The following is a 19,483-nucleotide window of genomic DNA, read 5'->3' as shown; positions in this document are numbered from 1 at the left end:
GGGGCATTGTTACGTTCCCATCATGTGGCCATGGACGGGCCATCATCTGCGGCGGCGAACGTGAAGCGCATGAGTTTCCTCAGGACGAACCCTCGAACCCCCGCCCGGCTGCGCATGGCCACCCTCGTGGCCGTGCCCGTACTCGCCTTCTCCGTCGCCTGTGGCGGCGGTGACGACAGCGCCGGCGGAGCGAAGAAGGACGACGCGATCGCCGACGTGCCGGACGCTCCGGCCGCGAGCGCCGCGAAGGGCGAGAGCAAGCCGAACACCCGGCCCGCGGGCAAGAGCGCCTTCTACGACGCCCAGATGAAGTACGTCCAGTGCATGCGTGCCAAGGGTGGCTACAAGGACTTCCCCGACCCCAAGCTCAGCGGGCACCTCGACTGGACGAAGGTCAACGAGATCGGCTCCCAGCCCGGTCGCAACGAGGGCATCAAGGGCGGCAAGGACGGTGCCTGCGTCACCGAGTTGCAGGCCGCCATGACGGCCGAGCCCAAGCGCGACCAGCAGAAGGACTACGAGTCGATGCTCGCGCACGCCAAGTGCATGCGGGACAACGGCGTCTCCAAGTTCACCAACCCGACCATGAGCGGCGGCAACGCGATTCCCGGCGGCGACCCGAACCCGGGGTCCCCGTCCATCGACCCGGAGTCGCCGTCGTACAAGCAGGCCCGCGAGGCGTGCAAGTCGAAGCTGCTCGACGGTCTGGACGGCATGCAGTGAAGCGCCGCACCGCCTTCCTCGCGCTCGGCGCGGCGACCGTCGCCGCCGCCGTCACCGGGGGAGTCCTGTTCCTCGGCGACGGCGGCGACGCGGGCGCCTCCGGGAAGGGCGGCGACCTGCCGCCCGCCACCGCGACCGTCGTACGCACCGACCTCGTGCAGTCCAAGACGGTCGACGGAAAGCTCGACTTCGCGCAGCGCCGACCCGTCAAGTCCGCCGTCGAGGGCACCGTCACGGTGGCCGCTTCCGAAGGGAAGACGCTGACCATGGGGCAGGCACTGTACGAGCTGAACGACAAGCCCGTCACCCTCCTCTACGGCCCGGTCCCGATGTTCCGCGAGATGAAGGCGGGCGACCGGGGCAGCGACGTGCTCCAGCTGGAGCGCAATCTGCGCGATTTGGGGTACGGAGCGAATCTCTATGTCGACGCGCGGTACGACGAGGACACCGAGGCCGCCGTCAAGCAGTGGCAGAAGTCGCTGAACCGTGAGGCCACCGGCAGGGTCGGCAAGGGCGATGTCGTCTTCCAGCCCGACCGGGTCAAGGTCGTCACCGCGGACGCGGCGCTCGCCGACCAGGTCGGCCCGGACACGACCGTACTGACGGTCGCCTCGACCAAGCCGGTCGTCCGGGCGCAGCTCGACCAGGGCGACGGCGCGCTCACCTCCCGGGGCACCAAGGTCGAGGTCACCCTGCCGAGCGGGAAGACGGCGACCGGCAAGGTGGCCCGGACGGTGCGCCCCGAGGCGTCCGCAGGGGAGAGCGATGCCGCGCAGGACGGCATCACGGTCGAGGTTGTCCTGGACGGCGGGGTGAGCGCTGCGTCCGGCGAGGACGCCAAGGCGTCGGCGAGCGTGAAGTTCGTCAGCGAGGCGCGCAAGGGAGTTCTCGCGGTCCCCGTCGAGGCGGTCGTCGCCCTGCGTGGCGAGATGGGCGGCTACGGCCTCCAAGTCGTCCAGGGCGCCACCTCGAAGATGGTGCGGGTGGAGACGGGCATGACCACCGACGGACAGATCGAGGTCAGTGGCCCGGACGTGCGCGAGGGCATGAAGGTCGGAGTGGCGAAGTCATGACGTCGGCCCCGGTGATCGAACTGCGGGACGCCACCAAGTCCTACCCCGGCGGCGTCCACGCCCTGCGCGGAGTGAACCTCACCGTCGAAGAGGGCGAACTGCTCGCCGTCGTCGGCCCGTCGGGTTCCGGCAAGTCCACGATGCTCAATGTCATGGGCACCCTCGACAAGCCCACCACGGGCACCGTCCGCGTCGCCGGGTACGACGTGGCCGAGCTCTCCGACTCCCGGCTCTCCGCACTACGGGCCCGCCACATCGGCTTCGTGTTCCAGCACTTCCACCTGGCGGCGGGGCGCGACGCGGTGGACAACGTCGCCGACGGGCTGCTGTACGCGGGCGTACCGCTGAAACAACGGCGCGCGCGTGCGCGGGAAGCGCTCGCCAAGGTGCGACTGGACCACCGCTACTCGCACACGCCGAACGAGCTGTCCGGCGGCGAGAAGCAGCGCGTGGCCATCGCCCGCGCCCTGGTGGGAGACCCCCGGCTGCTGCTGGCGGACGAACCGACCGGGGCGCTGGACACCGCGTCCGGCGAGATCGTCATGGAGCTGCTGCACGAGCTGAACGCGTCCGGCACCACCATCTGCGTGATCACCCACGACAACGAGATCGCAGACTCGCTGCCGCGCCGGGTCCGCTTCAAGGACGGCGAGATCGTTGTCGACGCCTGTTCCGGCGCGCGTTCCGCCTCCCGTACGGAAGAGGCCGGTTCATGAAGAACGACCTCAAGCCCTCCCGCCTCTCACCCCGCGACATCCTCCGCGTCGGTGCGGTCGGCCTCCGCGCGCGTCGCGCGCGCGTGGTGCTCTCGGCGCTCGGCATCGCCATCGGTATCGCGACCATGGTCGCGGTCGTCGGCCTGTCCGAGTCGAGCCGCGCGGACCTGATGGCCCAGCTCGACCGCCTCGGCACCAACCTCCTTACCGCCGAGGCGGGCGAGGACGCCCTGGGGCAGCCGATCAAGCTCCCCAAGAACGCGGTCGCGATGGTCGAGCGCATCGGCCCGGTACAGCACGCCACGGCCACCGCCGACGTCGACGCCCGCATCCGCCGCAGCGACGTGGTCCCCGAGGAGCGCACCGCCGGCGTCACCACCCAGGCGGCCCGCATCGACCTGCTGTCCGCGCTCGGCGGCGAGGTCGACAAGGGCGTCTGGCTGAATCCGGCCGGCGAACGCCTCCCGACGACGGTCCTCGGCGCGGTGGCGGCGGAACGCCTCGGCATCACCCGCACCGGCGAGACGATCATGATGAACGACACGCGCGTGGTCGTCGTCGGCATCCTCAAACCGCTCGAACTGGTCCCCAACCTGGACCGGGTGGCCATGGTCGGATTCCCCGCCGCCGAGCGCTACTTCGGCTTCGACGGCCACCCCACCACCATCTTCGAGCGCTCCACGGACGCCTCGGTGGAGGACGTACGGGCCATCCTGGCCCGCACCATCAGCCCCGGCAACGAGGGGAGCGTCAAGGTCTCCCGCCCCTCGGACGCGCTGGCAGCCAAGGCCGCCACCGACGAGGGCCTGACGACCCTGATGCTCGGCCTGGGCGCGGTAGCCCTCCTGGTCGGCGGTGTCGGCGTCGCCAACACCATGGTCATCTCCGTCCTGGAACGCCGCCAGGAGATCGGCCTGCGCCGCTCGCTGGGCGCTACCCGGGGCGCGATCCGGCTCCAGTTCCTGACCGAGTCGCTGCTGCTGTCGGCGCTGGGCGGCGCGACGGGCGCACTGCTGGGCGCGGCAGCGACATACGGCTTCGCACGGGTCCAGGGATGGACCGCGGTGGTCCCGCTCTGGTCCCTGGCAGGCGGCCTGGCCGCCACCCTCCTGATCGGCGTGGCCGCGGGCCTCTACCCGGCAATCCGCGCCTCCCGTCTCCACCCGACCGTCGCTCTGAACGCGACATGAGGCAGCGGCGCACGGGGTGCCCTCTTGAGGCGGCGCCCCGTACGCCCCACTTGCCCCACGCCGAACGGTCGTGGGTGCGACGACGTCATGACGACTGTCCCGATGCGGCGGCGTGTGGGGCGACCGTGCCGGTGATGAACCGGCGGAACGCGGTGAGCTTCTCGGAGCGCACGGCCCTCTCGTACGCCTCCGGCAGCGTCGCGGCCGGTGTGAGGATGGCTGCCATGACATGGACGGCACCCCGTATCGAACGTACGACAGCCGACGGCGACCAGCTGAACGTCCCGAGCACCGCGGACGAGCGAGCCATGCTGGAAGGCTGGCTCCGATGGCACAGGGAGACGCTGCTCACCAAGTGCGCCGGACTCGACCCTGCGCAGCTGGCGCACACCGCCGCCGAACCGTCGAACCTCACTCTCCTCGGCCTGGTACGGCACATGGCGGAGATCGAACGTTGGTGGTTCCGGCGGAGTTTCGCAGGTGAGCCGATCGGTGACGTCTTCACCGGCCTGGATGACGGGGACGAAGGCATCGACGGCGTCGACGCCGCGTATGCGGAACGCGATTTCGCCGCGTACCGCGCCGAGGTCGAGGCGTGCGAGGTCGCCGTGGCGGGGCGCGGTCTCGACGAGACATTCATGTCGACGACCCGTGGCCGGCTCGTCAGCCTTCGCTGGGTGTACCTGGTGATGATCCAGGAGTACGCCCGCCACAACGGCCACGCGGACCTGCTGCGCGAACGGACCGACGGCGCCACGGGCGACTATCCGGCGTCGGGTTGAGCGCGGTTTCGTACTCCTCGGTGCGAGGAGTACGAAACCGCCCCTCAGCCGTCCCTCAGCCGTCCGTCTCGGACGGATACACCGCCGCATAGGCCGAGCGGAACAGGGCGGTGACCTCCTGGCCGCTGAGCCCCTGAGACCGTGCCTCGTCCAGCCACCGGGCGAGCGAGGCGCGCAACGGGGAGTCGGGTCCCTCCTGGGCCGGGGCGAGGGATCGGGTGATGAAGGTGCCCGCTCCCTGCCGGACCTCGGCCAGGCCCGCGCGTTCCAGCTCGCGGTACGCCTTGAGGGTCGTGTTCGGGTTGACCTTGGTCTCCGCCGCGACCTGCGCGGCCGTGGGCAGCCGGTCGCCCTCCTCCAGGGCGCCCATCCGCAGAGCCTGTTCGACCTGTCGCACGATCTGGAGGTACGTCGCCACTCCGCTGCGTCTGTCGATTCGGAATACGACCACGGTCTTCACCTCCTTTTGAACTGCCGAAACGATACGTACCTGCTGCGGTTTGTCCTAAAGGGGGCTCCGGGACACCCGCCACAGGGTGAACACGGTGAGCACGGCGGTGGCCGCGAGCAGGATGCCTGCCCCGGTCCACTGCATGGCCGGCATCTGGTCGTAACCGAGGTACTCGACGACGTTGTTGACGATGCCGTGGTCCTTGATGCAGGCGCTCGAGGCCGCTTCGGTGGTCTTGGCGCACAGTCCCCAGCCGTAGAGATGGCCGTCGGCGGAGCCGATCCAGCGGTCCAGCTCGTGCGACTCGTTCAGCCGTGCGGGCATGTCGCCGTCGAGCGGGTAGGTGAGCATGCGTGACGGGGCGAGATATACGCGCATCTCGCCCCAGACGACCTCGGTGATCGCGGCGAAGACGAACGTGACCAACATGGACGCGAGGACACGGCGCAGCAGCATGCCGATGGTGATGCCGGCGGCGGTCAGGAAGAGGCAGAGCGCGGGGAGCACCGGACCGGTGTTGTCGAAGACCGGCCCCTCCGGCCACAGGCTGGGGAACACCGAACGGTAGGGCTTCCACCACCAGGTGAAGAACGCCGAGAGCACCGCACCGGACACGACCACCGCCGCGTAGCACCAGACGATCTTTGCAGTAAGCCAGCGACGGCGGGATACGGACTGGGTGGTGACCAGCTGCGCGGTGCCGTGCTCCTGATCGCCCGCGATCAGCGGGGCGCCGAGGAAGACGGCGAGGATCACGGGCAGCGCGCTCAGGGCCGTGACGGTGAAGTTGAGTCCTGTCGAGATGAATGTCGGCTGCGCCAGCTCCTTCTCCGGCCAGCCCGCGGCTTCGAGCGTCTGGCTCATCCGGCCGTGCTGGTACGCGATCCAGATCGAGCCGAGGACCATCGCGGCGAGCACGGCGAGCAGCGCGGCCCGGTGCTGACGTACGACGAGCCAGTTCAGCCCGCGCAGCAGACGGGGTCCGGGCGCCCGTCCGGTTCGGGGCGTCTCGGTCAGGGTGGCGCTCATGAGGTGTGGATCCCTTCGGCCTCGATACGGGCACCGGGTGTGAACAACGGGGGTGCGTCCGGCGAGCGGAGATGCGCCAGCAGCACTTCCTCCAGGCTGGGTTCGGCGACCACCCAGTCACCCGGCAGCGGGCCGTTCGGTCGCACCAGCGCCTGGAACTGCCTGCCCTGGACACGGGCTTCGACCACCGTGTGGGGAGCCAGCGAGGCGGCCGGGTCCCCGCCGGTGGCGAGTCCCGTGACCAGCGCGTGGGCCGGGACGAGGGCGTCCGCGTCGCCCGCCATCCGGATTCTGCCATCGGCGAGGACCAGCAGGTAGTCGCACATGTCCTCCAGCTCGGACAGCATGTGCGAGGACATCACCACCGTGGTGCCGCGCTCCACGGCCTCCGACATCAGGAGGGCGCTCATGTCGTGGCGGGCCAGCGGATCGAGGTCGGACATCGGCTCGTCGAGCAGCAGCAGGTCGGGCCGCTTGCCGAAGGCGAGCGCGAACGCGACACGGGTGCGCTGACCACCGGAGAGAGTGCCGACACGGGCGTGCATCGGCACCTGGCCCGACCGGACGATCCGCTCCGCCGCGGCCATGTCCCAGCCGGGGTTGAGCTCGCTGCCCAGACGTAGCGTCTCCGCCACGGTGAACCGCTTGAACAGCGGTTTGTCCTGCCCGAGGAAGGCGAATCTCGGCATCGCCGCGGGATCGTCCACCGGCACGCCGAAGACGTGGAGTTCGCCCTCTGTCGGCTGCACCTGCCGGGTCGCGAGTCCCAACAGGGTGCTCTTCCCTGCCCCGTTGGGGCCGACGAGACCGCAGATCCGCCCGGCCGGCAGCCGGAACGAGCAGTCGCGCAGCGCCCAGCCGCGACGGTAACGCTTACCCAGGCCGCGGGCCTCCAGCGCCCATGCGCCGGACGCGCCGCCCGGAGTGAATGCCTCTGCCATGCACTTCGCCTCAATTCCATTAGTCAATTAATGGAATCATGGTCTTGGTGAAGGAGGGCTGTCAAGGAACCTCAAGCCGGCCTGCGTGCCGACCGGGCGCGCGGCGTCCGGAATGTGCCTGTTCGAGGTGCAGGACGCACTCTCTTCGGAGGACTGGACCATTGAACGTAACTGCGGCTCTGGCCTGGCGGTTCCTCGGCGCGTAGCGTGAGCCCGCATGAAGATCCTGATCAGCGCGGACATGGAAGGCGCCACCGGCGTGACGTGGCCGGCCGATGTGCTGCCGGGCACCCCGCAGTGGGAGCGGTGCCGTTCCATGTTCACCTCCGACGTGAACGCGGCGGCGCTCGGTTTCTACGACGGCGGCGCCGACGAGGTGCTCATCAACGAGGCCCACTGGTCCATGCGCAACCTCCTGCTGGAGCAGCTCGACGACCGGGTCCAGATGCTCACCGGCAGGCACAAGTCCCTCTCCATGGTGGAGGGCATCCAGCACGGCGACGTCGATGCCGTCGCCTTTGTCGGCTACCACACGGGCGCCGGTACGGAAGGAGTCCTCGCCCACACGTATCTGGCGAACTCCATCACCGGGGTCTGGCTCAACGGCGCCCGGGCCGGCGAGGGGCTCCTCAACGCGCATGTCGTGGCCGAGTACGGCGTTCCCGTCGTCCTCGTCACCGGCGACGACCTGACCTGCGTGGACGCGGACGGGTACGCCCCCGAGGCCCGCAAGGTCGCCGTGAAGGACTATGTGTCGCGGTACGCGGCGGTGTGCCGCACCCCGGCCCGTACCGCCGCGGACATCCGCGCGGCGGCCAAGGACGCGACCGCGCTCGCCGTGCGGCACACCCCGGTGGAGGGCGGCCCCTTCACCGTCGAGCTGGAGTTCGACGCCGAGCATCTGGCCGCGGCGGCCACCGTGGTCCCCGGCGTGGCGCCCAGCGGTGAACGGCGCGTCGCCTACACCAGCGCGACGATGTACGAAGGTATCCGCACGTTCAAGGCGGTGACGACGATCGTGTCGTCCGCCGTGGAGGAACAGTATGGCTGAGGCGACCCGTCCCCGGGAGAGCGCCGAGAGCGCCGAGAGCGTCGACGAGCGGGCGCTCGACGAATCGGTGACGTTCACCTCCGAACTGATCCGGATCGACACCACCAACCGCGGCGGCGGCGACTGCCGGGAACGACCGGCCGCCGAGTACGTCGCCGAGCGGCTGGCCGCCGCCGGACTGGAACCCACCCTGCTGGAACGCACCCCGGGGCGCACCAATGTGGTGGCCCGGATAGCCGGAACCGACCCGTCCGCCGACGCCCTGCTCGTACACGGCCATCTCGACGTCGTCCCGGCCGAGGCCGGCGACTGGACCGTGCACCCCTTCTCCGGGGAGGTCCGCGACGGTGTCGTCTGGGGGCGCGGCGCCATCGACATGAAGAACATGGACGCGATGGTCCTGGCCGTCGTCCGGGCCTGGGCGCGCACCGGTGTCCGGCCCCGCCGCGACATCGTGATCGCGTACACCGCCGACGAGGAGGCCAGCGCCGAGGACGGCTCCGGCTTCCTCGCCGACCGGCACGCCGAACTCTTCGAGGGGTGTACGGAGGGCATCAGCGAATCCGGCGCCTTCACCTTCCACGCCGGTCAGGGCATGTCGCTCTACCCGATCGCCGCCGGTGAGCGCGGTACCGCCTGGCTGAAACTCACCGCGCGCGGCAAGGCGGGGCACGGCTCCAAGGTCAACAAGGCCAACGCGGTCAGCGCACTCGCCGCGGCCGTCGCCAGGATCGGCGAGCACCGGTGGCCGGTCCGGCTCACCCCGACCGTGCGCGCCGCGCTCACCGAGATCGCCGCGCTGCACGGCATCCGCCCCGACCTCGATGCCCCGGGCTTCGACGTGGACGAGCTCCTCGACAAGCTCGGACCGGCCGCCGCCCTGGTCGAGCCGACCGTCCGCAACAGCTCCAACCCGACCATGCTGGAGGCCGGGTACAAGGTCAATGTGATCCCCGGCCATGCCACCGCCTTCATCGACGGCCGGATGGTGCCCGGCGGCGAGGACGAGTTCCACACCACTCTGGACCGGCTGACCGGACCCGATGTCGACTGGGAGTTCCACCACCGCGAGGTCCCGCTGCAGGCCCCGGTCGACTCGCCGACCTTCGCGAAGCTGCGCGCCGCCGTCGAACGCTTCGACCCGGACGGCCACGTCGTGCCGTACTGCATGTCGGGCGGCACGGACGCCAAGCAGTTCTCCCGGCTCGGCATCACCGGCTACGGCTTCTCACCGCTGAAGCTGCCCGCCGGCTTCGACTACCAGGCGCTGTTCCACGGCGTCGACGAACGCGTCCCCGTCGAGGCACTGCACTTCGGCGTCCGCGTCCTCGATCACTATCTGCGCACGGCCTGACCCGGTACGGGGGGAATTGATCATGAAGTCCACAGCGGCCCACGGAACGTGGCCGTCACCGATCGACGCACGACTGGCCGCCTCCAACGACGGCCGTCCGGAATACGTCGGTGTGGTCGGCGACGAGGTGTGGTGGACGGAACCACGCCCCGCCGAGGCGGGCCGCCGCGCCCTGATCCGCCGCCGGGCGGACGGGACCAGCACCTGTGTCCTGCCCGCTCCGTGGAACGTACGGAGCCGGGTCATCGAGTACGGCGGACAGCCCTGGGCCGGGGCCGCACGCGCCGAGGGCGGCCCGCTGATCGTCTTCGTCGACTTCGCCGACCAGCGGCTGTACGCATACGCCCCCGACGGGCCCGGCGAACCCTGGCCGCTCACCCCGGTCTCGGCCGTCGGCGGCGGACTGCGCTGGGTCGACCCGCAGCTCCACCTCGACCGGGGTGAGCGGGGCGAAGTGTGGTGCGTCCTGGAGGAGTTCACCGGCGAGGCACCCACCGATCTGCGCCGGGTGATCGCCGCCGTACCCCTGGACGGCTCGGCGGCCCACGACCGCTCGGCGGTACGTGAACTCACCGACGACAGCCGCCGCTTCGTCACCGGACCGAAGCTCTCGCCCGACGGGCGACGGGCGGCCTGGATCGCCTGGGACCATCCGCGGATGCCGTGGGACGGCACCGAGGTGATGCTCGCGGACGTCGCCGACGACGGTACGTTCCACCACACCCGCAGTTTCGTCGGCGGCCCGGAGGAATCGGTGCCGCAGATCGAATGGGGCGCCGACGGGCAGCTGGTGTTCGCCAGTGACCGCAGCGGCTGGTGGAACCTGTACCGCGCCGACCCGCACCGGGGCACGGTCGCGCTCTGCCCCCGGGAGCAGGAGTTCGCCGGACCGCTCTGGAAGATCGGCCTCAGCTGGTTCCGGCCGCTGGAGAACGGCCTGATCGCCACCGTCCACGGCCGGGGCACCACCACGCTCGGCATACTCGACCCGGAGACCGGTGAACTCGTCGACGTCGCCGGGCCCTGGACCGAATGGGCCGAGTCGCTCGCCGTGCACGGCAGCCGGATCATCGGCATCGCCGCGAGCCCGTACAGCGCCTACGAGATCGTCGAGTTGGACACCGCGACCGGCCGCACCCGGATCATCGGCACACCGCACGAGGACGCCGTCGACCCCGCCTACTACCCGCAGCCCGAGGACCGCACCTTCACCGGGCCCGACGGCCGGGAGATCCACGCCCACATCTACCCGCCGCGAAACCCCGACCGGGCCGGCCCCGACGGCGAACTGCCGCCCTATGTGGTCTGGGCGCACGGCGGCCCCACCGGCCATGCCGCACTCGTCCTCGACCTGGAGATCGCCTACTTCACCTCGCGCGGTATCGGCGTCGCCGAGGTCAACTACGGCGGCTCCACCGGCTACGGCAGGACCTACCGCAACCGGCTGCGCGAACAGTGGGGCGTCGTCGACGTCGAGGACTGCGCGGCCGTCGCCGAGGCGCTGGCGGCCGAGGGCACGGCCGACCGGCAGCGGCTCGCCATCCGGGGCGGCAGCGCCGGCGGCTGGACCACCGCCGCCTCACTGACCGGCACCGATGTCTACGCCTGCGGCACGATCATCTACCCCATCCTCGATCTGACCGGCTGGGGCACGGATGAGACCCATGACTTCGAATCGCAGTACCTGGAGTCCCTGGTGGGCCCGCTCGCCGAAGTCCCGGCACGCTACCGTGAACGGTCGCCGGTCACCCGCACCGGCCGACTGACCACGCCCTTCCTGCTGCTCCAGGGGCTGGATGATCCGATCTGCCCACCCGTCCAGTGCGAGCGGTTCCTGGCCGAGGTCGCGGGGCGCGGCATCCCGCACGCGTATCTCACCTTCGAGGGGGAGGGGCACGGGTTCCGGCGCGCCGACACCATGATCCGCGCCCTGGAGGCCGAACTCTCCCTGTACGGACAGACGTTCGGCATCGACTGTCCCGACGTACCGCGGCTGGAGCTGAAGAAGTGACCCTCGCACCCCTGACCCGCCCCGCCCGACTGCGTCCGGGTGCCAGGATCGCCGTCGTGTCACCGAGCGGGCCGGTGCCCGCCGACCGCCTGGAGGCGGGCCTCGACGTACTGCGCGGCTGGGGCCTCGACCCCGTCGAAGCACCCCATGTCCGCGACGTGCACCCGGAGTTGGACTACCTCGCCGGTATGGACGCGGTGCGGGCCCGGGACCTCCAGGAAGCCTGGTGCGATCCGTCCGTCGACGCGGTGATCTGTGCCCGCGGCGGGTACGGCGTGCACCGCATGGTCGACCTGGTCGACTGGGCGGCGATGCGCGCGGCCGGGCCCAAGGTGTTCATCGGCTACAGCGACATCACCGTGCTCCACGAGGCATTCGCCCAGCGCACGGGGCTCGCCACCCTGCACGGCCCGATGGCAGGCACCGAGACCTTCCTCAAGGACCCGGACACCCAGGAGTCCCTGCGGGCCACCCTGTTCGAGCCCGAGTCGGTACGCACCCTCGGCCTGCCCACGGCGCGGGTACTGGTCCCCGGCAGGGCCCGCGGCATCACCTACGGCGGCTGTGTGAGCCTGCTCGCCGCCGACATCGGCACCCCGCACGCCCGGACGTCCGCCCGGGGCGGGCTGCTGGTGATCGAGGACACCACCGAGGACCCGTACAACATCGACCGCATCCTCACTCAACTGCTGAGGGCCGGGGCGCTCGACGGGATTGTTGGGGTGGCCTGCGGTTCCTGGGCGGGCTGTGGTCCGTACGAGAAGGTGCGGGCGGTCCTCGCCGACCGGCTCGGCCCCCTGGGCGTACCCGTCGTCGAGGAACTGGGCTTCGGGCACGGACCGACGGCGCTCACGATTCCGCTCGGCGTGCCCGCCGTGCTGGAAGCACCGGCCGACGGCGGCCCTGCCACGCTTACCATCGAGGTGCCCGCGCTGGTCTGAACGGCTTTGAATCGCGAAGAAGTTGGGCAGCCTTCAGGATCCTGCGCCCCGAGCGTTGCCGGGACACGCGCCGCCGACGACGGCACGAAGGCCGACTACGTCACCAAGGACGGCAAGGGCGCCCCCGGGGTCGGCATGATCGGCGGCTCGTACGGCGGCGCCATCCAGATGGCCACCGCGGTCGTCGACCACCGCGTCGACGCCCTCGTACCGCTGATCACCTGGAACGACCTTTCCTACGCGCTCGCCCCCGACAACACCGTTACCCGCAAGGGCGTTTCGTCCGACACCGCAGGTGTCTTCAAGTGGCAGTGGACCAACGGCTTCTACCTGATGGGGGAGGGGCAGACGATCCTCAACGCGAGCCTCGACCCGTCCCGCTTCGGCAGCCTCACCTGTCTGTACCTCGCACCACAGGCCTGCGACACCATCCGGCTGCTCAACTCCGGCCGCTACCCCGCGGACAGGACCGCCGCGATGCTCGACTACGCGCGCAGCGTCTCACCCGTCGACTACCTCAGCAGGGTCAAGGCACCCACCGTTCCTAGCCAGTGTGCATGAGTGAGTCCTGGACCCACCGATGTGTACTGGGCGCATCCCGAACGGTGTTGTATGCGCTCGGTCCCCGCTTTCGCCGTGCAACTGCCGGGCATCGTCCACCGGTACGAGGCGGGGCACAAACTCGAATTCGTGATCGCGGCGAGCGACAGCGCCTACTCGGGCAACCCAGGCATCAAGCCCGTCACGGTCGTCAGCGCCCCTGAGGACACCGGTGTGCTGGAGCTTCCGGTGGTCGGCGGCCGGGTGGAGCGAGGCGCAGAGGGGATGATCGGCCACGTCGACACCCCCTAGGCTGGCCGGATGTCCGAAACCCACTATCTGGCCGAGGGACGGCGCACGGCGATCCGCCCTTACACCCGAGCGGACGGGGAAGAGTTCACCACCCGTGCGAGGGAGAGCAGGGGCATGCACAGCCCCTGGCTCTTCCCGCCCGACGACGCACGCGCGTACGCCGCCTACGCGGGCCGGCTGATCGAAGACCCCACAAAGGCGGGCTTCCTGGTCTGCGAACGCGGGGCCGGCGAGGGTGCCGGTGACAGGATCGCGGGGTTCATCAACATCAACAACATCGTCGGCGGAGGGTTCCGCTGCGGCGCGCTCGGATACGGGGCCTTCGCCCATGCGTCGGGGCGCGGCCTGATGAGCGAAGGGCTGGGACTGGTCCTGAGGTACGCCTTCGGGCCGCTCGGCCTGCACCGTCTCGAAGCCAACATCCAGCCCGCCAACGAGGGTTCGCTCGCCCTCGTCAAACGGGCCGGATTCCGCCTGGAGGGATTCTCGCCGGACTTCCTCTTCATCGACGGAGCCTGGCGCGACCACGAGCGGTGGGCGATCACGGCCGAGATGCTGAGCCGGGGCGGCGTCTAGGAACCGGGCCGGGCCGTACCCACGGTCGCGGACACCACGGCGGCGGGCTCGGGCCCGGCCTGTACGGCCGGGGTTCCGTCCGGTGCCCAGAGGCCGGAGCCGCCCGACGTGCGGGCGTACACCCCACTCGGTCCCGCCGCGGTGGCCAGCACCGCCCACACACCATGGGCGAGCGCCGCCCGGTTCATGTGCCCGTCGCGCCGGGCGGCCTGCTCGGGTCCGGGGCCGTACAGGGTGCTCGCGACATACGCGTCGATGCCCATGGCGGCAGTGGCGGCGGCGTGCTCGGGAACGGCGGCGTCGTAACACACCGCAAGCCCCAGCCGCAGACCGTCGATCACCAGGACCTCGGGCTTCTCTCCCGGGGCGAAGCGGTCGGACTCCTCGCCATGCAGCCACATCTTCCGGTAGACGACGCTCGCGCCCTCGCCCGTGACGGCCAGGGTGGCGATGTACTCACGCCCGTCCGCGCCGCGCACCGGCGCCCCGACCAGGGCCGTTGCCCCCGCCTCGCGGCACGCCGTGACGATCGGCCGCAGACGGGGGTCGTCGGGCGACACGGCCGGAGCGGCGAGGTCGTAGCCCGTGAGCGACAGCTCCGGGAAGACGACCAGCCGTGCCCCCGACCGGCCGATCGCCTCCGCATGAATTACGGCGTTGGCGGCGACGTCGAGATGAACACAGTCGGGCTGGGCGACGGCGACAGTGAGCGGTATGGGCACGAGGTACTCCGGATCAGCCGGTCGGCCGGGCACTTTGGGGGCGGACCGCCCGGGGAGACACCGCAGGTCACCGACACGAACAAGGTCGTGACCAGCCTATAGAGCGGCTCAACCGGAGCAGCCGGCCGGGTCCGCCGGACGGAGCGGTCAGCCGGGCCGGTCCAGCCTGCGCGGTTCAGCAGTGGCCAGGTCTGGCGTACACGGTGATGCGCGCCTGCGTGACCGTTCGGCTCGCGCATTCCTCGAAGTGCGCGTCGAGGGTGGAGCGCTTGACCGCCTCACGCGCGTTCGCGTCCAGCGGCTGGCCCTCCAGGTCGCGCACCGCGATGACGCGTGCGCTGTTCAGGATGCGCTCGCGGATCCGGTCCGGTGGCAGTTCCCTGCCGAACAGTGTGTTGGAGGCGACCGGTGTCTGTTCCAGGGCGCGGTCGGACAGGGACCGGAAGGAGTCCGGCCGGGCCAGCGTCCATACGCGTCTGCGTGACGGCATGAACAGCAGGCCGTCTCCCGGCTCGGCGATGTCCTGGACCGCCCGGGCGATCGCGACCGCGTCGTTCTTGCGGCTCCCCGGCTGCCGCAGCGCGGTGCTCACGGGTACGAGGGTGGCGAGCACCGCGGCCAGTGCCACAGCACATGCCACACGTTGCGTGGTTCCGGCACCGCGTGCCGACACCCGGAGCCGGTCGAGCATCGAGCCCGCCAGGAGCGCGAAGCCGATGGCGGAGGCCAGGACATAACGGTCCACGTACAACGGATGCAGCGGGCTCGTCAGCATGAGCAGCGTGCTGGGCAGGATCAGCAGCGGGAGCGCGAGCGCGGACACGGTGACCGGTCCGCGGGCACGGCCGGCAAAGCGGGCGAGGGCGACGCCCAGCAGGGCCGTTGCGACGAAGCCCAGCACTTCCCCGGCGTCCGGCACGCCGATCCAGTCCACCTGCGCGGACTGCGTGGTGCTGAAGGCGGCGAGCGGGAGGAGGCCGGCGAGCACCCCACCCGCCGCGATGCTCCACGCCCGCGTCACCGGCCGCGCCAATCGCGCTCGGAAGACGGTCACACCATGGGCCAGGAGCATCAGTACGGCGAACTCGTGGAGCAGACAGGCCGTCAGTATCACCGCGCCGTACGCGACCCAGCCCCGTCTTCCCGGCCGGGAGAGGCTGCTGACCAGGAGGCAGCTCGCCCACGTGATCAGTGCACAGATCAGGGCGTAGGACCGGCCCTCCTGCGCGTACCGCTGCACCGGCGGGAGCAGTGGAAAGACGAGGCCCGCCAGCAGCCCGGTCCACGTCCCTCCGAGCCGCTGCCCCAGCCGTACGATGCCGACCGCCGCCGCGGCGACCGCCAGTACCGACGGCAGCCGCAGCGCCACCAGGCCGCCGTCCCAGAGGCCGAACACCCCCCGCATGATCAGGTAGTACAGGCCGTGCACGATGTCGACATGGCCCAGCGTGTGCCAGATCTGCGGCACACTCCGATGTGACATTGCGAAGGTGACCGCCTCGTCTCCCCACAGGGTGTCCTGGCGACGGATTCCCCACGCCCCGATGAGCAGGGCCAGCAGGCCTGGGGTCCACGGGACCGCCCGGCGCAGGGCGCTCCGGACCGGTTGCGGGAGATGTTCCGTTCGCGAATCGACGACGTGGGCGGTGCGCTGGATGAGAGAGATGACGTGCTCCGTCCGAAGAGAGGTCTCTCGCTCAGTCGATCGTCCGTCGTATTGATGGGCAGCCCCCGTAGGCGGTGCCGATCAATTTCATCTGCGCTGCTCAGCGCCGGCGCGCAGCCGCCTCCTCGGAGTCGGCAGCAGCCGAGGAGCAGGGGAGGGCAGGCGCGCCATACCCGGTGCCGGCTCCGCGTCACCACCCCCTACACCGCCCTGCGCACCTACCCGCTCGCTCCGTCCCGGTCGGCCGCCGCCGTCTGCTCACGCTCCCGGGGCGGTCTCTCGGAGGAGGAATGGAAGGCGCATCTGCCCGATGTGGGGTATCGGACCATCTGCTGACCCGCAGGGTGCACCCCACTGGCCCACCCCGGATTGGGCAAGTCTTTGCCTGTGGCCGATTCGGGCTGCCCGCCGCGCCCGTAGGCCTTTCCCGTACGGGTAGCGGAGCGCAGCACCCCGTATAGGAACGGAAAAGTGGCGGCCGAAAGTGTGAGGGGCCGGCGCCCGCCGATGTAACGACCGTGTTGACCGTACGCAATCGCAGGCAGAGGCTCGTTACATAGCTGCTAAATACAACTGGTTCTGCCGGGCCTTCGCTTTCGGCATGCCGCCCGGGGGGCGGCACCGTGCGTGCGACCGCTTTCCCGGCCGGGACCGAATCGGGAGGACGCGTATGTGTGGCATCACCGGCTGGGTCTCCTTCGACCGTGATCTGCGGGCAGCCGAGGACGTCGCGACGCTGGACGCGATGACGGAGACCATGTCCTGCCGGGGCCCCGACGACCGGGGGACCTGGATCGCCGATCACGTGGGGCTCGGACACCGGCGGCTCGCGATCATCGACCTGCCCGGCGGACGCCAGCCCATGACCGTCGGCACACCCGAGGGGGACGTAGCCCTCGTCTACTCCGGTGAGGCGTACAACTTCACCGAACTCCGTACCGAACTGACCGCCCGCGGGCACCGCTTCATCACCGACTCGGACACCGAGGTCGTGCTGCACGGCTATCTGGAGTGGGGCGAGTCCGTCGCCGAACGGCTCAACGGCATGTACGCCTTCGCCCTCTGGGACAGCCGCCACGACAGGCTCGTCATGATCCGCGACCGGATGGGCGTCAAACCGTTCTACTACTGGCCGACGCCCGACGGAGTGCTCTTCGGCTCGGAACCCAAGGCCATCCTCGCCAATCCCGTGTCCCGGCCCCGGGTGACTCTCGACGGGCTCCGGGAGCTCTTCACCCTCGTCAAGAACCCTGGCCATGCCGTATGGGACGGCATGTACGAGGTGGAGCCCGGCACGGTCGTCACCGTGGACCGCGGCGGCCTGCGCAAGCACGTCTACTGGCAGCTCAGGACCCGTCCGCACCCGGACGACCGGGACACCTCGATCGCCAACGTACGGTCACTGCTCGACGACATCGTGCGCCGCCAGCTGGTCTCCGACGTACCCCGCTGCGTCCTGCTCTCCGGCGGCCTCGACTCGTCCGCGGTCACCCTGCTCGCCGCCCGGCAGCTCGCAAAGAGCGGCGAGAAGGTCCGCACCTTCGCCGTCGACTTCGTCGGACGCACCGAGAACTTCGTCGCCGACGAACTGCGCACCACCCCCGACACCCCGTTCGTACACGACGTGGCCGACCAGGCGGGCACCCTCCACCGCGACATCGTGCTCGACCCGAACACCCTCGCCGACCCCGACGTACGCGCCCGGATGATCCGGGCCCGGGACATCCCCGTGGGCCTCGGTGACATGGACGCCTCGCTCTATCTGCTCTTCCGGGCCATCCGCGAACACTCGACCGTCGCGCTGTCCGGCGAGTCGGCCGACGAGGTCTTCGGCGGGTACCTCCAGTTCTTCGACGAGGAGGCCCGCAGCGCCGACACCTTCCCCTGGCTGGTGCGGTTCGCCGAGCACTTCGGTGAGGACGCGGGCATGCTCCGCGACGACGTGAACCAGGCCCTCGGCCTGGAGACGTACATCCGCGACAGCTACGATTCCGCCGTCGCCGGCATCGAGCGGCTCACCGGTGAGAGCGACTTCGAGTACCGCATGCGCAAGATCTGCCATCTCCACCTGACGCGGTTCGTACGCATCCTGCTCGACCGCAAGGACCGCGCCAGCATGGCCGTCGGCCTGGAGGTCCGGGTGCCGTTCTGCGACCACCGGCTCGTCGAGTACGTCTACAACACCCCCTGGGCCCTGAAATCCTTCGACGGCAGGGAGAAGAGCCTGCTGCGCGAGGCGACCGCGGATCTGCTTCCCCGGTCCGTGTACGAGCGGACCAAGACCCCCTATCCGTCGACCCAGGACCCCAAGTACGCCGTCGCCCTCCAGGAGCACGCCCACGACCTCCTCGCGCGCCCGGACCACCGGGTCTTCGACCTCATCGACCGCGCCCGGCTGCAGCGGGTCGCCGACCACGATGCGCCCCGGATCACCTCGGCGTCCCGCCGCGGCCTGGAACGCACTTTGGACCTCGCGATGTGGCTGGACATGTACGAGCCGGAGGTGGACCTCGGCTGAGCGGTCCGCCGCCTCCGGCCCGTCGCGCGGCGGCCGCTGCTCAGTCGCGCCGGCCCTTGTAGTTGATCTGTATCCGCGAGGATGCAGTGATCATGGTCTGACCTGCGGATCAGCGTTCAGAATGCACCTCCCGAGTCGCGCCAGGGGCTTTTCAGGGATTTCCTACCCGTGGTCTTGGACGAGCCACGAGTCCATGGCTGCGAGCTCTCGCTGCCCCGCCCCGGGCATGAAGTGCGCGTAGTTTTCGAGCGTGATCTCGGCGGATGAGTGGCCAAGCCACTGCGACACGCTCACGATCGATTCGCCAGCCTCCAGTTGGACGCAAGCGTATGTGTGGCGGAGCACGTGGAACATGTCCTGCCGAGAGGATTCGAAGACTGGGGCCTTACGGTCGCGCCCCGAGACCTCGCGCTGCTTACCGCCTTTCGGCAAGCAGAAGCATGGTCGTCCCTTGACGTCCCAGCGCAGCTGACGGCGTACGTGCACGGTCTCGCCGTCGAAGTCGAATTCGGTCTCAGCGAGGCCGAATGCTTCGCCTTGGCGAAGACCGAGTCCCAGCCCAAGATCCATGGCAAAGCGCTCCCGCTCAGGTAGCTCGGCCCGCACGGCGCTTACGGTTGACCGCTGCCATGCTTTGGCCTTCCTCCGTGTCAGCTTCGGGGACTTGACCGTTCGATGAGCCGTGCAGGGGTTTTTCGGAAGGCGCTTGTCGTCCACCGCAGCGTTGAAGATCGTGACCAGGTTGCGGATCCGCTTGCCCGCGAGCCACCGGTCCAGCCACTCGCCCACGGTGAGGCTGCCGACGAGGTCCTGGCCGGCCTTGAGACGCCGCCTCGTCTCCTCCACGTCGGGGAGAGGCAGCGCCATTGGCCGTCGGGAGGGACGTC

The 19,483-nt window shown here is 70.1% G+C and carries 18 protein-coding genes and 2 pseudogenes; 13 read left to right on the top strand and 7 right to left on the bottom strand.

Annotated features, from left to right (window positions below; genetic code table 11):
• Positions 1-69 precede the first annotated feature (69 nt).
• Genes NRF20_RS08650 through NRF20_RS08635 form a run of 4 tightly spaced genes read left to right on the top strand, consistent with a single transcriptional unit; the run spans position 70 to position 3,702 of the window.
• A complete protein-coding gene (locus NRF20_RS08650; RefSeq protein ID WP_413752348.1) occupies positions 70-723 on the top strand; it encodes a hypothetical protein in 654 nt (217 codons plus the stop codon).
• Complete coding sequence (locus NRF20_RS08645; RefSeq protein WP_413752347.1) at positions 720-1,796, top strand: peptidoglycan-binding protein; 1,077 nt, start codon at positions 720-722, stop codon at positions 1,794-1,796. The genes NRF20_RS08650 and NRF20_RS08645 overlap by 4 nt, the downstream gene beginning before the upstream one ends.
• Positions 1,793-2,512 carry an ABC transporter ATP-binding protein gene (locus NRF20_RS08640; protein WP_413752346.1) on the top strand — a complete coding sequence of 240 codons (720 nt, stop codon included), beginning with the start codon at positions 1,793-1,795 and terminating at the stop codon, positions 2,510-2,512. Before NRF20_RS08645 ends, NRF20_RS08640 begins: the two co-directional genes overlap by 4 nt.
• Positions 2,509-3,702 (top strand): ABC transporter permease, encoded by a 1,194-nt coding sequence (locus NRF20_RS08635; protein WP_413752345.1) that lies wholly within the window; start codon positions 2,509-2,511, stop codon positions 3,700-3,702. The genes NRF20_RS08640 and NRF20_RS08635 overlap by 4 nt, the downstream gene beginning before the upstream one ends.
• A gap of 103 nt (positions 3,703-3,805) precedes the next feature.
• Here NRF20_RS08635 and NRF20_RS08630 read toward each other — a convergent pair.
• A pseudogene (locus tag NRF20_RS08630) lies at positions 3,806-3,892 on the bottom strand (RacP protein); the annotation flags it as partial.
• A 34-nt stretch (positions 3,893-3,926) separates the two neighbouring features.
• Between NRF20_RS08630 and NRF20_RS08625 the strand changes: the two are divergent.
• A complete protein-coding gene (locus NRF20_RS08625) occupies positions 3,927-4,484 on the top strand; it encodes a DinB family protein (RefSeq protein ID WP_413752344.1) in 558 nt (185 codons plus the stop codon).
• 55 nt (positions 4,485-4,539) lie between these two features.
• Here the strand turns inward: NRF20_RS08625 and NRF20_RS08620 are convergent, their stop codons facing one another.
• From NRF20_RS08620 to NRF20_RS08610, 3 genes are read right to left on the bottom strand one after another with little or no spacing between them, the layout of a single operon-like run.
• A complete protein-coding gene (locus NRF20_RS08620; protein ID WP_398630578.1) occupies positions 4,540-4,944 on the bottom strand; it encodes a GntR family transcriptional regulator in 405 nt (134 codons plus the stop codon).
• A 45-nt stretch (positions 4,945-4,989) separates the two neighbouring features.
• Entirely contained in the window at positions 4,990-5,964 is a 975-nt protein-coding gene (locus NRF20_RS08615) for an ABC transporter permease subunit (RefSeq protein ID WP_413752343.1), read from the bottom strand.
• Entirely contained in the window at positions 5,961-6,905 is a 945-nt protein-coding gene (locus tag NRF20_RS08610; protein ID WP_398630580.1) for an ABC transporter ATP-binding protein, read from the bottom strand. The genes NRF20_RS08615 and NRF20_RS08610 overlap by 4 nt, the downstream gene beginning before the upstream one ends.
• 217 nt (positions 6,906-7,122) lie before the next feature.
• Here NRF20_RS08610 and NRF20_RS08605 point away from each other — a divergent pair, with 217 nt between their 5' ends.
• The 7 genes and pseudogenes from NRF20_RS08605 (at position 7,123) to NRF20_RS08575 (ending at position 13,690) form a co-directional block, all read left to right on the top strand.
• Positions 7,123-7,956, top strand: a complete 834-nt coding sequence (locus NRF20_RS08605; RefSeq protein ID WP_398630581.1) for a M55 family metallopeptidase — start codon at positions 7,123-7,125, stop codon at positions 7,954-7,956.
• The gene (locus NRF20_RS08600; protein ID WP_413752342.1) at positions 7,949-9,310 is read left to right on the top strand and encodes a M20/M25/M40 family metallo-hydrolase; all 1,362 of its coding nucleotides are present in this window, start codon (positions 7,949-7,951) and stop codon (positions 9,308-9,310) included. Before NRF20_RS08605 ends, NRF20_RS08600 begins: the two co-directional genes overlap by 8 nt.
• 22 nt (positions 9,311-9,332) lie before the next feature.
• Positions 9,333-11,321: a prolyl oligopeptidase family serine peptidase gene (locus NRF20_RS08595; RefSeq protein ID WP_413752341.1), complete on the top strand. Its 1,989-nt coding sequence runs from the start codon at positions 9,333-9,335 to the stop codon at positions 11,319-11,321.
• Complete coding sequence (locus NRF20_RS08590) at positions 11,318-12,262, top strand: LD-carboxypeptidase (protein WP_398630584.1); 945 nt, start codon at positions 11,318-11,320, stop codon at positions 12,260-12,262. Before NRF20_RS08595 ends, NRF20_RS08590 begins: the two co-directional genes overlap by 4 nt.
• Before the next feature lie 60 nt (positions 12,263-12,322).
• Positions 12,323-12,805 (top strand): annotated as a pseudogene (locus NRF20_RS08585) (peptidase S15); the annotation flags it as partial.
• A gap of 69 nt (positions 12,806-12,874) precedes the next feature.
• Positions 12,875-13,114: a hypothetical protein gene (locus NRF20_RS08580; protein ID WP_413752340.1), complete on the top strand. Its 240-nt coding sequence runs from the start codon at positions 12,875-12,877 to the stop codon at positions 13,112-13,114.
• 9 nt (positions 13,115-13,123) lie between these two features.
• Positions 13,124-13,690: a GNAT family N-acetyltransferase gene (locus tag NRF20_RS08575; RefSeq protein ID WP_398630585.1), complete on the top strand. Its 567-nt coding sequence runs from the start codon at positions 13,124-13,126 to the stop codon at positions 13,688-13,690.
• Here the strand turns inward: NRF20_RS08575 and NRF20_RS08570 are convergent.
• Positions 13,687-14,412, bottom strand: coding sequence for a carbon-nitrogen hydrolase family protein (locus tag NRF20_RS08570; RefSeq protein ID WP_398630586.1), 726 nt, complete (start codon positions 14,410-14,412; stop codon positions 13,687-13,689). The genes NRF20_RS08575 and NRF20_RS08570 overlap by 4 nt on opposite strands.
• Before the next feature lie 175 nt (positions 14,413-14,587).
• The gene (locus tag NRF20_RS08565) at positions 14,588-15,895 is read right to left on the bottom strand and encodes a hypothetical protein (RefSeq protein WP_413752339.1); all 1,308 of its coding nucleotides are present in this window, start codon (positions 15,893-15,895) and stop codon (positions 14,588-14,590) included.
• 853 nt (positions 15,896-16,748) lie between these two features.
• On the opposite strand from NRF20_RS08565, the gene asnB reads away from it, so the two are divergent.
• Positions 16,749-18,596 (top strand): asparagine synthase (glutamine-hydrolyzing), encoded by a 1,848-nt coding sequence (asnB, locus tag NRF20_RS08560; RefSeq protein ID WP_398630588.1) that lies wholly within the window; start codon positions 16,749-16,751, stop codon positions 18,594-18,596.
• A gap of 162 nt (positions 18,597-18,758) precedes the next feature.
• On the opposite strand, the gene NRF20_RS08555 is transcribed toward asnB, so the two are convergent.
• Complete coding sequence (locus NRF20_RS08555) at positions 18,759-19,463, bottom strand: hypothetical protein (RefSeq protein ID WP_398630589.1); 705 nt, start codon at positions 19,461-19,463, stop codon at positions 18,759-18,761.
• Positions 19,464-19,483: the final 20 nt, after the last annotated feature.

This window comes from Streptomyces sp. R-74717 (assembly GCF_047305335.1).
Taxonomy (GTDB): Bacteria; Actinomycetota; Actinomycetes; order Streptomycetales; family Streptomycetaceae; genus Streptomyces; species Streptomyces atratus.
Note: the sequence above shows the minus strand (reverse complement) of the source record. Positions and strands in the feature narration are given on the sequence as shown.